The organism is Qipengyuania sp. RANM35 (assembly GCF_041021145.2).
Lineage (GTDB): Bacteria > Pseudomonadota > Alphaproteobacteria > Sphingomonadales > Sphingomonadaceae > Qipengyuania > Qipengyuania soli.
The window spans coordinates 2,692,807-2,706,949 of the sequence record NZ_CM196433.1 but is presented as its reverse complement, the minus strand read 5'-3'; the positions used below and the strand labels follow the sequence as shown (position 1 = coordinate 2,706,949).

The window sequence follows — 14,143 nt, the reverse complement described above, 5'->3', positions numbered from 1 at the left end:
GAAGTCGGCAAAAATCTTTGGCCGACTGAAATTTTGCTTCAGCCTTCGCAGTTGCAAAATCACAATCGTGCAGCCATGACGGTGGCTCGCGCAATTTTACCGGTGCCTGTGGTACCAAGTGACTTGCCCCTGACACCTCCCGCAGCGGGACGAGTCGGCGGGCATGGAGGAGGACGCTTCGCTTATGGGACGCACGCCGCCCCTGGGGAATGAGGGTCTCTACGACCCCCGCAACGAGCATGACGCCTGCGGCGTCGGCATGGTCGCGCATATCAAGGGCGCGAAGAGCCACGGCATCGTCACCCAGGCGCTCGAGATTCTGGCCAATCTCGACCATCGCGGCGCGGTCGGCGCGGATCCGCTGCTGGGCGATGGCGCAGGCATACTGATCCAGATCCCCGATCCCCTGATCCGCAAGTGGGCCGAGGCGGGCGGACACGACCTGCCCCAGCCGGGTCACTACGCGGTGGCCATGTGCTTCCTCCCGCAACAAGCGGAAGCGCGCGATTTCGTACAGGGCCAGCTCGAACGCTTCGCGGCCAAGGAGGGCCAGCGCGTGGTCGGTTGGCGCGATGTCCCGACGACACTCGACGGACTTGGCAAGGCGGTGGTCGATTCCATGCCGGTGATCCGCCAGTGCGTGATTGCCCGCGGTGAAAACTGCGCCGACCAGGACGCTTTCGAGCGCAAGCTCGTCGTCATCCGCAAGCAGACGCTCAACCCTCTCAAGGCGCTTGAGGCCAAGCATGGCATCGAAGGGCTTGCGACCGCATACATCCCGAGCTTCTCGAGCCGCACGGTAGTCTACAAGGGCCTGCTGCTGGCAACCCAGGTGGGCAGTTTCTACGACGACCTGCGCGATCCAGACTGCGTGTCGGCGCTCGGCCTCGTCCACCAGCGTTTCAGCACCAACACCTTCCCCAGCTGGCGCCTTGCCCACCCCTATCGCTTCATGGCGCACAACGGCGAGATCAACACGGTTCGCGGCAATGTGAACTGGATGGAAGCCCGCCGCCGTACGATGGAAAGCGAACTGCTCGGCGCCGACCTCGACAAGATGTGGCCGCTGATCCCGCACGGCCAGTCGGACACCGCCTGCCTCGACAATGCGCTCGAGCTCCTGCTGACCGGCGGATACAGCCTCGCCCATTCGATGATGATGCTGATGCCCGAAGCCTGGGCCAAGGATCCGCTAATCGACCCGGCCCGCCGCGCCTTCTACGAATACCACGCCGCGTTGATGGAGCCGTGGGACGGCCCCGCCGCCGTGTGCTTCACCGACGGCCGCCAGATCGGTGCCTGCCTCGATCGCAACGGCCTGCGCCCGGCGCGCTGGTGCACGACCAAGGACGACCTCGTCGTCCTCGCGTCCGAAAGCGGCGTGCTGCCGTTCAGGGACGAGGACATCACCCGCAAGTGGCGCCTGCAACCGGGTCGCATGCTGCTGATCGACCTCGAACAGGGCCGCATCGTCGAGGACGAGGAATTGAAGGCCGACCTCGCAGCCGCGCAGCCTTACGAAGCGTGGCTGGAGAAGGCGCAGTACAAGCTCGAGGACCTCGACCACATCGAGCCTGACCTTTCGGAAATTCCGCAGTCGGAACAGTCGCTCCTCGATCGCCAGCAGGCCTTCGGCTACACGCAGGAAGACATCTCGAAGTTCCTTGAGCCGATGGCGACCGGGGGCGAAGACCCGATCGGTTCGATGGGTACGGACACGCCCATCGCGGTGCTGAGCGACCGCAGCCGCCTGCTCTACGACTATTTCAAGCAGAACTTCGCGCAGGTCACCAATCCGCCGATCGACCCGATCCGCGAGGAACTGGTGATGAGCCTGCTGTCGATGATCGGCCCGCGCCCGAACCTGCTCGGTCGCGACGGCGGTACGCACAAGCGTCTCGAGATCAGCCAGCCGATCCTGACCAACACCGACCTCGCCAAGATCCGCTCGGTCGAGGTCGCGCTCGACGGTGCGTTCCGCACCGCCACCATCGACATCACCTGGGATGCCAGCACCGGCGCCGAAGGCCTCGCCATGGCACTGAAGGAAATGTGCTGGGCCGCGACCGAGGCAGTGCTCGGCGATGCCAACATCCTTATCCTGTCCGATCGCGCACAGGGCCCCGACCGCATTCCGATGCCGGCGCTGCTGGCGACCAGCGCGGTCCACCACCAGCTCGTCCGCCAGGGCCTGCGCATGCAGACCGGCCTCGTCATCGAAACCGGCGAAGCGCGCGAAGTGCACCATTTCTGCGCGCTGGCAGGCTATGGCGCGGAAGGCATCAACCCCTACCTCGCCTTCGAGACGCTCGAGGCGCTGCGGGCCGAACGCTTTCCCGAAATGGACGCCGCCAAGGTGCAGGCGAATTACGTCAAGGCGGTCGGCAAGGGCATCCTCAAGGTCATGTCCAAGATGGGCATCTCGACCTACCAGTCGTATTGCGGTGCGCAGATCTTCGACGCGGTGGGCCTGTCGAGCGAGTTCATCGACACCTACTTCACCGGCACCGCCACGACCATCGAGGGCATCGGCCTCAAGGAAGTCGCCGAGGAAGCCGTTCTGCGCCACGCGCAGGCCTATGGCGACAACCCGCTTTATGCGGGGATGCTCGATGTCGGCGGCATCTACCAGTACCGCATCCGTGGCGAGGCCCATGCCTGGACCCCGCATTCGGTCGCCCAGTTGCAGCACGCGGTGCGTGGCAACAACCCGAAGAACTATGCCGAGTTCGCGGAGGCGATCAACGAGCAGTCCGAACGCCTGCTGACCATCCGCGGGCTGATGGAACTGAAGCCCGCCGACCAGCCATTGAGCCTCGACGAGGTCGAACCGGCGGTCGAAATCGTCAAGCGCTTCAGCACCGGCGCGATGAGCTTCGGCTCGATCAGCCGCGAGGCGCACACAACGCTGGCCATCGCCATGAACCGCATCGGCGGACGCTCGAACACGGGCGAAGGCGGCGAGGAGCCTGACCGCTTCCTGCCGATGGACAATGGCGATTCGATGCGCAGCCGCATCAAGCAGGTCGCCTCGGGACGCTTCGGCGTGACGGCCGAATATCTCGTCAATTCGGACGATATCCAGATCAAGATGGCGCAGGGTGCGAAGCCCGGCGAAGGCGGCCAGCTGCCCGGCCACAAGGTCGACAAGGTCATCGGCAAGACGCGCCACTCGACCCCGGGCGTCGGCCTGATTTCGCCCCCGCCGCACCACGACATCTATTCGATCGAGGATCTCGCCCAGCTGATCCACGACCTCAAGAACGTGCAGCCCAAGGCGCGTATTTCGGTCAAGCTGGTCAGCGAGGTCGGCGTCGGCACGGTCGCTGCGGGTGTGTCCAAGTGCAAGGCCGACCACGTTACGATCTCGGGCTATGAAGGCGGGACCGGCGCATCGCCGCTGACCTCGCTCACCCATGCCGGAAGCCCGTGGGAAATCGGCCTTGCCGAAACCCAGCAGACGCTGCTCCTCAACGATCTGCGCAGCCGCATCGCGGTGCAGGTCGATGGTGGCCTGCGCACGGGCCGCGACGTCGCCATCGGCGCGCTGTTGGGCGCGGACGAGTTCGGCTTTGCCACCGCTCCGCTGATCGCGGCGGGCTGCATCATGATGCGCAAGTGCCACCTCAACACCTGCCCTGTCGGCGTCGCCACGCAGGACCCGGTGCTGCGCAAGCGCTTCACCGGCACGCCCGAGCATGTCATCAACTACTTCTTCTTCGTGGCCGAGGAACTGCGCCAGATCATGGCGCAAATGGGTTTCCGCACGGTTGAGGAGATGGTCGGCCGCGTCGACCGGATCGACATGCGCCGGGTGGAGCGCCACTGGAAGGCGCATGGCGTCGACCTGAAGCGCATCCTCCACGCCGTTCCGCTCGAGGAAGGCAAGCCGCTCCACCAGACCGAAGGCCAGGATCACGGCCTCGGCGGGGCGATGGACGTCGAACTGATCGAAGCCTGCAAGCCGGCCATCGAAAGCGGCCAGGCTGTCCAGCTCACTCGCCCCATCCGCAACGTCAACCGAACCGTTGGCGCCATGCTGTCGGGCCGGATTGCCGGGGCCTATGGCCATGCGGGACTGCCGCAGGACACCATTCGCATCGACCTGACCGGTGTTGCCGGACAGAGCTTCGGTGCCTGGCTCGCCCATGGCGTGACGCTGAGCCTGACCGGCGATGCCAACGACTATGTCGGTAAGGGCCTGTCGGGCGGTCGCATCGCCGTGCGCCCGCCGGAGAATGCTCCGCGCAAGCCGGGCGAGAACATCATCGTCGGAAACACCGTGCTCTATGGCGCAATCGCGGGCGAGGCCTATTTCGCCGGTGTCGCGGGCGAACGCTTCGCGGTCCGCAACTCGGGCGCCGTCGCCGTGGTCGAGGGTACGGGCGACCATGGCTGCGAATACATGACCGGCGGCACAGTCTGCGTGCTGGGCAAGACCGGGCGCAACTTCGCCGCGGGCATGAGCGGGGGCGTGGCCTATGTCTACGATCCCGAAGGCAAGTTCGCCCAGCTGTGCAACCCCGCGCAGGTGGACATCCTCGATGTTGCCCCGGGTGACGGACCCGGCGCGGAAAAAAGCTGGGGCAAGCCGCAGCAACGCGCGGTATCGGTCGAAAATGCCGGCATGGGTGACCCGCTCTACCACGATGCCGAGCGGCTGAAGATCCTGGTCGAACGGCACCTGCTCCACACCGGATCGGCCCGGGCCAAGGCTCTGCTCGACAACTGGGCGGGCGAACTCAAGAACTTCCGCAAGGTGATGCCGCGCGATTACGCCAAGGCATTGAAGCTGCTCGAGGAAGAGCGCGAACAGGCTGCGATGGAGGCGGCTGAATAATGGGCAAGGAAACCGGCTTCCTCGAGTTCGAGCGCAAGGATCGCACCTACGAAGATCCCGCCGAACGGCTGAAGAACTACAAGGAGTTCGTCGTTCCGCTGAGCGGCAATGAACTGCGCACGCAGGCCAGCCGCTGCATGAACTGCGGGATTCCCTACTGTCACAACGGCTGTCCGGTGAACAACATCATCCCGGACTGGAACCACCTCGTCTACGAGGATGACTGGAAGAGCGCGCTCGAGGTCCTGCACTCGACCAACAACTTCCCCGAGTTCACCGGCCGCATCTGTCCCGCCCCCTGCGAGGCGGCGTGCACGCTGAACATCATCGACTCACCGGTGACGATCAAGTCGATCGAATGCGCCATCGTCGACAAGGGCTGGCAGGAAGGCTGGATCAAGCCGCAGCTTCCCGAAAAGCGCACCGGCAAGTCGGTCGCGGTGATCGGCAGTGGTCCGGCAGGACTCGCCTGCGCGCAGCAGCTTGCCCGCGCCGGCCATGCGGTGACCGTGTTCGAGAAGTCCGACCGCATCGGCGGGCTGCTCCGCTACGGCATTCCCGACTTCAAGATGGAGAAGCACCTCATCAACCGCCGCGCCGTGCAGATGGAGGCCGAGGGCGTCCAGTTCCGCACCAGCAGCGAAGTCGGTGTCGAAGTCAGCTTCCAGGCGCTGCAGGAGAATTTCGATGCGGTCGTCCTTGCGGGCGGTGCGGAGGAAGCGCGGATGCTCGACGTGCCGGGCGCAGAGCTTCCGGGCGTGCGGCTGGCGATGGAATTCCTCACCCAGCAGAACAAGCGCAATGCGGGCGACGACGAGGTGCGCGCCGCGCCGCGCGGTTCGCTCACCGCGACGGGCAAGCACGTCATCGTCATCGGTGGCGGCGATACCGGATCGGACTGTGTCGGCACCAGCAACCGGCAGGGCGCGGCGAGCGTGACCCAGCTCGAGATCATGCCCAAGCCGCCGGAAAAGGAAGACAAGGCGCTGACCTGGCCCGACTGGCCGCTGAAGCTGCGCACTTCCTCCAGCCACGAGGAAGGCGTCGAGCGCGACTGGGCGGTGCTCGCCAAGCGCGTGACCGAAGAGAACGGCGATGTGGCCGGGCTCGAATGCGTGCGTGTCGAGTGGAAGGACGGGCGGATGCAGGAGGTCGCCGGGAGCGAGTTCACGCTCAAGGCCGATCTTATCCTGCTGGCGATGGGCTTCACCGGACCCAAGCGCCGCGGCCTGCTCGACCGCGCTGGGGTTGACCTCGATGCGCGCGGCAACGTCGCGGCCGATACCGAGTGGTACCTCACCAGCGAGGCGAACGTCTTTTCCTGCGGCGACATGCGCCGCGGGCAGAGCCTCGTCGTCTGGGCGATCCGCGAAGGCCGCCAGTGCGCCCGAGCGGTGGACCTGGCGCTGATGGGCGCAACCGAACTCCCGAGCTAGCCCTCGCGCCCGGTCGGGCGTAACCTCTGCCGCGTCTGGGGCGGACAGGGGAAAATGGAAGAGGCAATCGGGGCATCGACGCTGTCCTTGCTGGCGATATCGCTCGCCTTCGTCGTCGGCTTTGCCCTGCGTCGCGGCAGCGTCTGCATGGTCGAGGGAACGCGGCAGGCCGTCGTCCTCGGCCGCACGCTGCGATTGCGCGCCTTTGTCGTCACGGCCGGTGCCGCGGGCTGCGTGGTCCTGCCGCTTTCCTGGGCCCTTCCCGGCGAGGGGATGCTTGCACCTAGTTTCCCGATCACCCTTGCGACATTGGCGGGCGGTGCACTCTTTGGCATCGGCGCGCGCATCAACGGCGCCTGCCAGTTCGGCACGCTGGGTCGCCTTGCGAGTGGTGAGCTCAATTACCTTGTCACCTGTGTTGCGGCGGTTGGCGGAGCGACGCTCGCCTTTCGGACGACCATGCTCTCCGTCCCTGCCGAGTCACTGCTCATGCGGCCGACTGTGCCGGGCGGGATTGTCCTCGCCCTGTTCGTGGTGCTTGCAGCTCCCGCACTGAGGCCCCGTTACTGGCGCAACTTCATCCGCGCGCTTCACCGCCGCGAAGTGCAGCTCAGTCCGATCCCGGCCATGCTGGTGGTCGGCATGGTCGGCGGGGTGCTCTGCACTCTGGCGGGCAGCTGGACGGTGGGCTCGCTGCTCAATCGCGAGGGCGCCTGGCTGCTGGGCGATGCCGCAAACCATGCCGATGGCAAGGCGATAGCAGGTGCGTTCGCGATGCTGGCAGGTGCGGTTTATGCCGCCGTTTGGACGCGCAAGTTCCACCTCAGGCCTCCGACCCGGCGGGCACTGACCGGAAATGCGCCGGGAGGGCTCCTGATGGGCGCCGGCGCCGCGCTGGTCCCGGGCGGAAACGGGACGCTGCTGCTCTATTCGATGCCCTCGGCCTCGCCCAGCGGGTGGGTGGCGTTTGCCGCGATGACTGCAGTGATCGCGCTTACTTTCCTGCCCCATAGCAGCGGGCGGCGAGCGCCTCGGTAAAGGCGGCGCTATCGTCGATTCGCATGGCCACGGCGCTGACTTCGCGCTCACGCCCGATCAGCGGCTTCACGCGAAGCGGATGGTCGAGCGCCAGCATCACGTTGGGCCACGAGAGCACCGCCTGGTTGAAGGTCCCGCCGTCTTTCACCTGCTCCCGAGCAAAGCCCGAGACCTGGGCACCAATCGCCGCATAGGGGACCAGGAGATCGGCCATGATCCCACTGCGCACACGCAGCCCCTCTTCGGTCAGCAGCACCGGGTAGATGCGGAAACTCTGCGCCAGCCCCATGATCCACAACCCACCTGCCATGCCGAGCGCGAACCAGATCCACGCCACGGTCGGATTCCATTGCAGCAGCAGGAAATGCATCACCGCCAGTTCGATCCCCTGCAAAACCAGCAAGGTCCAGATCATCGGCAGGAGGTAGCGGTGATAGGAGAAGCCAATTGCTCCCACGGGAATGTCCTGCGCTCGCCGCCAGCCGAACAGCGCCAGTCTCATCATTCTTGATTCGACACTGGCAAAACGGATCACGGGCGCCATGGATTGGGGGAAGGCGGCAATAACGGCCGCGTCCACATCCTTGCCCTCACGCAATTCGATTGCGAACCGCACCGCGCTCCATCCGATAAACAGCGCGATAGTGAGGCCTGCTGCCACCACGATCTGCGGCAGCGAATTGATCGACGCACGCACCGGCTCAGCCGCTCCGAACAGGACGATCACTCCTGCGGTCGCAAGCGCGCCGAGGCTGGCATGGAGGCCCGGGCGCTTCGGCCTGGCCCGCACCATAGTGCCCAGCAACAGGCTGTCGGTGACCAGCCATGCAAACAGCAGTGCGGCCCAGAAGGCGTTGGCGACCGCCCAGTCGGTAAAGGTCATGGCGCGGGCGAGCGCGACGACGATGAGGGGGAGGACGATCGGCGCGAGACCGGTCAGGCGGGCGGGGAGCTGCCGTTCCATGGCCCGGTCATAGGCGAAGCGGCGCGAAGTCCGAAGTGTGCTTTCGACACCGGTTATTGCAATCCGCGCACTACCCTTGCGTGCGCCCTCGCGCCTGTACGGCAGCGCGGCGCGCCTCGACTTCTTCCGGGCTGACTGCGGAGTTAGCAGCGGAAGAGCGTGCGTGTTCCAGCTTCATCCCTTCGCCGAAGCTCGCGGCATAACCTTCGTCGATGAGCTTCTTGTAGCTGGCGAGGAAATCGGGATCGATGCCCGCCATGTCGGCGGCGAGCTTGCGTGCGGTGGGCAGCAGTTCCCCCGGCGCGACCACGCGATTGACGAGGCCCCATTTCTCGGCCGTGGCGGCGTCAAGGAAGTTGCCGGTGAAGCTAAGTTCTTTGGCGCGGCTGATGCCGATCATCCGGCTGAGCTTCTGCGACAGGCCCCAGCCCGGCACGATGCCTACCCGCGCATGGGTATCGGCGAAGCGCGCGTTGGTGCTGGCGATGAGCACGTCGCAGGCCAGCGCCACCTCGAACCCGCCGGTAATGGCAACGCCGTTGATCGCGCCGATCACCGGCTTGCGGCAGACCTCGATAGCCTTGACCGGATTCTCGTCGGCACCCTCGGCATTGGCCGCGCCCAATGCGCCTTCCTGCGAGCCCAATTCCTTGAGGTCGAGACCTGCAGTAAAGGCCCGCTCGCCCGCGCCGGTCAGGATTACCGCGCGGACGCTGTCGTCGGCATCGAGCGCGGTCATGACCTCGTAGAGCCGGTGGCGCAGCGCCTTGGACAGCGCGTTCATCGCCTCGGGGCGGTTGAGGGTGACGGTGGCGATACCGTCGGCGATCTCGGTCAGGATGAGGTCGGTCATGGATTCGCAGCCTAGCCATTCGGTTGCTGCTTGCAATCCATCCTTGGGTGCCCTTCATTGCGAATTCGAGAGAGGAGACACGCGACATGGCATTCAAACCCTTCGACCTCACCGGCAAGGTGGCAGTGGTAACTGGCGGCAATTCGGGCATCGGGCTCGGCATGGCGGAGGGATTGGCCGCAGCGGGGGCCGACGTCGCGATCTGGGGTCGCAAACCCGACAAGAACGCGGAAGCAGCCGAGAAGCTCAAGGCTTACGGAACGCGCATCGAAGCACTCGAAGTCGACGTCTCTGACGAGAGCGAGGTGGTCGGTGCCATGGCCGAGTGCCTCTCGCGCCTCGGGCGGATCGATACCTGCATCGCCAATGCCGGGGTCGGGGGAGGCGCTCCGCTGGTCGACCAGACGACCGAGCAATGGCGCAAGGTGACCACGGTCAATCTCGACGCCGTCTTCTGGACCTTCCGCGAGGCTGCGCGACACATGGTCGAGCGTGCCGGTGCGGGGGATCCGGGCGGATCGCTGCTGGTCACATCGAGCGTTTCTGCCATCCATGGCGCCCCCGCCAACCAGGCCTATGCCTCGACCAAGGCGGGAGTTCTGGCGATGGTCCGGGGTACGGCAGTCGAACTGGCGCGCTACGGCATCCGCGCCAATGCGGTGTTGCCCGGCTGGATCGCCACCCCGATGACCGAGCGCCTCCAATCCTGGGACGCATTCAACGAGAAGGCCATCGGCCGCGTGCCCATGCGCCGCTGGGGCGAGGGCGAGGATTTCAGCGGCATCGCTGTCTATTTCGCCAGCGATGCCAGCCGCTTCCACACCGGCGATTCGGTGGTCATCGACGGCGGCTATTCGATCTTCTGAGCTAGAGTCCGCGCACCCTGCGATAACGGTTGGAGTGCTGGACCAGCGCCACGACCTTGCCGGAAGCGTCGCGCTCGAAAGTCACGGTATCGCGCAGCTCGCCCTTGTCGGACACGACCTGGAAGCGGTCCTTCGCCAGCGGCTTCAGGCGATAGATGCGATCGGCAGGTTCGGTGCTGTCGCGGTCGATCTGGATCAGGCCACCCGCCCAGGGGATAGCCATGAATTCGGCCGTCCACGGCTGCGCATCGTAAACCCCTGCATAATCCTCGAGGGTGACACCCTCGACTGGGTCGTAGTTCGCCGCAGCTCCGCGTGCCTGGATGAGCGCCGCTATATTCCCGGCGATCGCATCGGGATTGTCCATCGCATTGATCGCGACGGCGACGGCCATTTCTTCGGACGGCGCGATACGCAGCGCGCTGCGATAACCCGGGCAGCTGCCGCCGTGCCCGACCACCGTGGTCCCGTTCTGGTTGCGAACCGCGAAACCCAGGCCCCAGCTGGTGTTCCAGTCGGGCGAGACATAATGCACTCGCTCCATTTCGCGCAGGGTCGAGGGGCGCAGGACCTCCGCCTTGCCGCTCTTGGCGAGACGGAAGGTCCAGCTGGCGAAGCGGGCGAGGTCATTGACGCTCGAGGTGAAGCCGGCCGCCGGAGTGATGCCCGCGGTATCGAACGGCCCGATCTCGGGCCGCGTACCGTCAGGCTTCAGCGCACCCCAGCCCACTGCCATCTGCTTGCCGTAGAGGTCCTTCGGCAGGTTCGGGCGCGTGTCCTTGAGCCCGAGCGGCGCAAGGATGTTGGCGCGGACATAGTCGGCGTAGGGAGTGCCGCTGACGGCTTCCACCGTCTCGCCGACAAGGGTGAGCCCGAGGTTGGAGTACTGCCAGGTGGTCTCGGCCGGGTAGAGCGGCGACTGGCTACCGATTTTCGCGCGCATCTCTGCCTGCGTGGGAAAGCGGTAGTCGGGAGCGGTCCAGTAGGGAAAGTCGGATTCGCGCGGCAGGCCGGCCGAGTGGGTCAATGCGCCGCGCAGGGTGATCGGAACGCTTTCGCGCGGATCGGCAGCAAGCTTGGCCCAAGGTAGGTAATCGGTGATCGGCGCATCGAGCGCGACCTTGCCCTGCTCCCACTGCTGCATCAGCGCGACCGAGGTGAACAGCTTGGAGATCGAGCAGATCGAATAGATCGTGTCGGCAGTGGCAGCATGCCTGCCCGCACGGTCGGTGGTGCCGAAGCCCTTGGCCCAGACCGTCTTGTCGCCCTGCGCCACGGCCACGGAGACCGCCGGGATCTTGAGGTACTGGCGCTGGCTTTCGACCCACAGGTCGGCAGCCCTCAGGGCTTCGGCCAGAGCCGCGGCCTTCTGCGCTTCGGCGGCATTGGCCTGCCCATTTTCCTCGTGCGCCTTGGCGAGCACCGGAGTTGCCATTGACAAGAGAGCCAGCGACGCCCCCGCCTTGAGCCAGTTCTTCATGCCCTTTTCCCTCCCCTGCGAATCTCCTCGCGGAAGACTGCCACAGAGGTCGCTGGGTGGAAAGGCGAGGGGATTCAGGGCGTCCAGTCGATCGTTCCACGCCCGTTTGAGGCAAGGAACTCGTTGGTCCTGCTGAAGGGGCGCGAGCCGAAGAAGCCGCGGTGTGCCGACAGCGGGCTGGGGTGCGGGCTTTCGATCAGGCAGTGCCTGCCGTTGCGCAAGGCGGCGATGCGCTTCGCCTTGGCCTGGGCATGGCTGCCCCAGAGGATAAAGACCGACGGCTCCGCTTGCTCGGCCACCGCCGCAACGCAGGCGTCGGTGATCGCATCCCACCCGCGGCCCGCATGGCTGCCGGCATTGCCTGCCTCGACCGTCAGCGTGTTGTTCAGCAGCAGCACGCCCTGCCGTGCCCAGCGCGTAAGGTCGCCGTGGTCCGGGCGCGAGATGCCGCAATCGCCCTCTAGCTCCTTGTAGATGTTAACGAGGCTGGGCGGCACACGCTCGCCCTGCGGGACCGAAAAGCATAGCCCCATGGCCTGGCCCGGTCCGTGATAGGGGTCCTGCCCCAGGATCACGACGCGCACTGCCTCCAGCGGAGTCAGCTCGAGCGCGCGCAAGCGGCATCCGCGCGGAGGGTAGATCGACTTGCCTGCCTCCTCTTCGGCACGCAGCCAGCCGCCCAGCCGCCGCGCTTCTGCGGTGGCCAGGACCGGGTCGAGCACCGGCTTCCAGCTGTCAGGAACCATCTCCGCCATCGTCCCTTCCCTCTAGAGCGCAATCCGCCTAAGGCCCACCCCATGGCAGTGCATTACCACGAAGAAGACTTGCCGGCCGGCGTGCTGGCGGACGGGCCAGTAGCGGTCGACACCGAAACGATGGGTCTCGTCACCAAGCGCGACAGGCTGTGCGTCGTCCAGATCAGCGACGGCAATGGCGACGAGCATCTCGTCCGCTTCGGCCCGAACAGCACTTACGATGCGCCCAACCTCAAGGCGGTGCTCGGCGATCCCGCCCGGCTCAAGCTGTTCCACTTCGCCCGCTTCGACCTCGCCGCGATCGAGTACTATCTCGGGGTCATGGCAGCGCCCTGCTATTGCACCAAGATCGCCAGCAAGCTGGTGCGCACCTACACCGACCGCCACGGCCTCAAGAACCTTATCGAGGAAGTGCTGAGCGGGACTATCTCAAAGGCCCAGCAGTCGTCCGACTGGGGCGGCCCCGAACTTTCCGACGCACAGCGCGAATATGCCGCCTCTGACGTGCGTTATCTTCACCGCTTGAAGGACGAGCTCGACCGCAGGCTCGAACGCGAAGGCCGGACTGCCATCGCGCAGGCGTGCTTCGATTTCCTCCCCACCCGCGCCCGCCTCGACATCGCCGGCTGGGCCGAACACGACATCTTCAGCCACGCGTAAGGAGCGCCGGAGCAGGCAAACGCCATGGCCAGGAAGCAACGCCGGATCGAGACGCAGGAAGCCGCAGAGCTGCGCAACGAGCGCCAGCACTGGGCCGAACCCGGCGGCTCGCACGACCGGCTCGTCGCTTTCCTCGCTCGTGCGCTGCCGATGGGCGTCGGCGTCCTTGCCGCGCTGATGATCATCTCGCCGCTCAGTCCGCGCGGGGAAATCAGCTTCCTGCTCGACCGCAACAAGGTGGCGGTGATCAGCGAGCGCCTGCGCGTCGACAACGCGCTCTATCGCGGCGAGGACAAGGACGGTCGTCCCTTCTCGCTCACTGCCGGAGAGGCCGTGCAGCGTTCCAGTGCCGAAGGAATCGTTCGCATGAACGACCTTGTCGCGCGAATCCTGCTCAATGACGGCCCTGCACGACTGACCGCGGGGGCGGGCCAGTACGATATCGACGAATCGGTCGTCTCGGTGATCGGCCCCGTCCAGATGCAGGCGGCCGACGGCTATCGCATGATGGCGCGTGACGTTTCGGTCGATCTCGAGGCCAAGACACTGGTCGGCGCCGGCGGGGTCGAGGGCGCGATTCCTGCCGGAACTTTCAGCGCCAACCGCCTTACTGCCGATATGTCGGCCCGCACCATTACCCTTTCCGGCAATGCGCGCCTGCGCATGGCGCCGGGCAAGCTGAGGATGCCCTGATGAAGCAGCATTTCCCGACCATGGCGCGCTGGGGCGCAGCCGGTTTCCTCGCCACGCTGGCTGCTCTTGGCGGCGTGCAGCTCAGCGCGCAGGCCATTGCCGGGCACAATTCCAACGCGCCCGTGTCCTACGCCGCCGACCGCATCGAGCTTCAGGATCGCCAGAACCGCGTGGTGCTGTCTGGCAATGTCCAGATCACGCAGGCCGGACTCAGCCTCAACGCGGCGCGAACGATCGTGAACTATTCCGATGCCGGGTCGCTCAAGATCCAGCGCATCATGGCAACCGGCGGCGTCGACGTCAGCCGCGGCAACGAGCGCGCACGGGGCGACACGGCGGTCTACGACTTCAATCGCCGCATCATCACCATGGCTGGAAATGTCCGCCTCAATCGCGGCGGCGACACGCTCAACGGCGGGCGGCTGGTCATCGACCTCGCGAGCGGCGTCTCCAGCGTCGACGGCAAGGCCAGCGGCTCTTCCTCGGTCACCGGCCAGACGTCGACCTCCGGCGGCCGCGTGAGCGGGACCTTCTCCGTTCCGCAGAACTGATTGCGCG

General features: G+C 65.9%; 11 protein-coding genes. 7 read left to right on the top strand and 4 right to left on the bottom strand.

Annotated elements, in window-relative coordinates:
- The first annotated feature begins 184 nt into the window (after nucleotides 1-184).
- Genes gltB through RAM60_RS13570 form a run of 3 tightly spaced genes read left to right on the top strand, consistent with a single transcriptional unit; the run spans nucleotide 185 to nucleotide 7,314 of the window.
- Complete coding sequence (gltB, locus tag RAM60_RS13580) at nucleotides 185-4,840, top strand: glutamate synthase large subunit (protein ID WP_369026318.1); 4,656 nt, start codon at nucleotides 185-187, stop codon at nucleotides 4,838-4,840.
- On the top strand, nucleotides 4,840-6,276 hold the full coding sequence (locus RAM60_RS13575) for a glutamate synthase subunit beta (RefSeq protein WP_369026319.1): 1,437 nt from the start codon (nucleotides 4,840-4,842) through the stop codon (nucleotides 6,274-6,276). The genes gltB and RAM60_RS13575 overlap by 1 nt, the downstream gene beginning before the upstream one ends.
- 54 nt (nucleotides 6,277-6,330) lie before the next feature.
- Nucleotides 6,331-7,314 carry a YeeE/YedE thiosulfate transporter family protein gene (locus RAM60_RS13570; RefSeq protein WP_369026320.1) on the top strand — a complete coding sequence of 328 codons (984 nt, stop codon included), beginning with the start codon at nucleotides 6,331-6,333 and terminating at the stop codon, nucleotides 7,312-7,314.
- On the opposite strand, the gene RAM60_RS13565 is transcribed toward RAM60_RS13570, so the two are convergent.
- Nucleotides 7,271-8,278, bottom strand: a complete 1,008-nt coding sequence (locus RAM60_RS13565) for a hypothetical protein (RefSeq protein ID WP_369026321.1) — start codon at nucleotides 8,276-8,278, stop codon at nucleotides 7,271-7,273. The genes RAM60_RS13570 and RAM60_RS13565 overlap by 44 nt on opposite strands.
- Nucleotides 8,279-8,348: 70 nt before the next feature.
- Nucleotides 8,349-9,131: an enoyl-CoA hydratase gene (locus RAM60_RS13560; protein WP_369026322.1), complete on the bottom strand. Its 783-nt coding sequence runs from the start codon at nucleotides 9,129-9,131 to the stop codon at nucleotides 8,349-8,351.
- Between the two features lie 86 nt (nucleotides 9,132-9,217).
- Here RAM60_RS13560 and RAM60_RS13555 point away from each other — a divergent pair, with 86 nt between their 5' ends.
- Complete coding sequence (locus tag RAM60_RS13555; protein ID WP_200981846.1) at nucleotides 9,218-9,997, top strand: SDR family NAD(P)-dependent oxidoreductase; 780 nt, start codon at nucleotides 9,218-9,220, stop codon at nucleotides 9,995-9,997.
- 1 nt (nucleotide 9,998) lies between these two features.
- On the opposite strand, the gene RAM60_RS13550 is transcribed toward RAM60_RS13555, so the two are convergent.
- Complete coding sequence (locus RAM60_RS13550) at nucleotides 9,999-11,477, bottom strand: serine hydrolase domain-containing protein (RefSeq protein WP_369026323.1); 1,479 nt, start codon at nucleotides 11,475-11,477, stop codon at nucleotides 9,999-10,001.
- A gap of 74 nt (nucleotides 11,478-11,551) precedes the next feature.
- Nucleotides 11,552-12,232: a uracil-DNA glycosylase gene (ung, locus tag RAM60_RS13545; RefSeq protein WP_369026324.1), complete on the bottom strand. Its 681-nt coding sequence runs from the start codon at nucleotides 12,230-12,232 to the stop codon at nucleotides 11,552-11,554.
- 42 nt (nucleotides 12,233-12,274) lie between these two features.
- On the opposite strand from ung, the gene RAM60_RS13540 reads away from it, so the two are divergent.
- Genes RAM60_RS13540 through RAM60_RS13530 form a run of 3 tightly spaced genes read left to right on the top strand, consistent with a single transcriptional unit; the run spans nucleotide 12,275 to nucleotide 14,136 of the window.
- Nucleotides 12,275-12,892: a ribonuclease D gene (locus RAM60_RS13540; protein ID WP_369026325.1), complete on the top strand. Its 618-nt coding sequence runs from the start codon at nucleotides 12,275-12,277 to the stop codon at nucleotides 12,890-12,892.
- Nucleotides 12,893-12,916: 24 nt separating this feature from the next.
- Entirely contained in the window at nucleotides 12,917-13,585 is a 669-nt protein-coding gene (gene lptC / locus RAM60_RS13535) for an LPS export ABC transporter periplasmic protein LptC (RefSeq protein ID WP_369026326.1), read from the top strand.
- Nucleotides 13,585-14,136 (top strand): LptA/OstA family protein, encoded by a 552-nt coding sequence (locus tag RAM60_RS13530; RefSeq protein WP_510639873.1) that lies wholly within the window; start codon nucleotides 13,585-13,587, stop codon nucleotides 14,134-14,136. The genes lptC and RAM60_RS13530 overlap by 1 nt, the downstream gene beginning before the upstream one ends.
- Nucleotides 14,137-14,143 lie beyond the last annotated feature (7 nt).

Excerpts from the sequence above, each read along its gene's own strand:
- gltB (WP_369026318.1), top strand. The coding sequence starts at position 185 with ATGGGACGCACGCCGCCCCTGGGGAATGAGGGTCTCTACGACCCCCGC.
- RAM60_RS13560 (WP_369026322.1), bottom strand. The coding sequence starts at position 9,131 with ATGACCGACCTCATCCTGACCGAGATCGCCGACGGTATCGCCACCGTC.
- lptC (WP_369026326.1), top strand. The coding sequence starts at position 12,917 with ATGGCCAGGAAGCAACGCCGGATCGAGACGCAGGAAGCCGCAGAGCTG.
- RAM60_RS13565 (WP_369026321.1), bottom strand. The coding sequence starts at position 8,278 with ATGGAACGGCAGCTCCCCGCCCGCCTGACCGGTCTCGCGCCGATCGTC.
- RAM60_RS13530 (WP_510639873.1), top strand. The coding sequence starts at position 13,585 with ATGAAGCAGCATTTCCCGACCATGGCGCGCTGGGGCGCAGCCGGTTTC.
- RAM60_RS13555 (WP_200981846.1), top strand. The coding sequence starts at position 9,218 with ATGGCATTCAAACCCTTCGACCTCACCGGCAAGGTGGCAGTGGTAACT.
- ung (WP_369026324.1), bottom strand. The coding sequence starts at position 12,232 with ATGGCGGAGATGGTTCCTGACAGCTGGAAGCCGGTGCTCGACCCGGTC.
- RAM60_RS13550 (WP_369026323.1), bottom strand. The coding sequence starts at position 11,477 with ATGAAGAACTGGCTCAAGGCGGGGGCGTCGCTGGCTCTCTTGTCAATG.
- RAM60_RS13540 (WP_369026325.1), top strand. The coding sequence starts at position 12,275 with ATGGCAGTGCATTACCACGAAGAAGACTTGCCGGCCGGCGTGCTGGCG.
- RAM60_RS13570 (WP_369026320.1), top strand. The coding sequence starts at position 6,331 with ATGGAAGAGGCAATCGGGGCATCGACGCTGTCCTTGCTGGCGATATCG.
- RAM60_RS13575 (WP_369026319.1), top strand. The coding sequence starts at position 4,840 with ATGGGCAAGGAAACCGGCTTCCTCGAGTTCGAGCGCAAGGATCGCACC.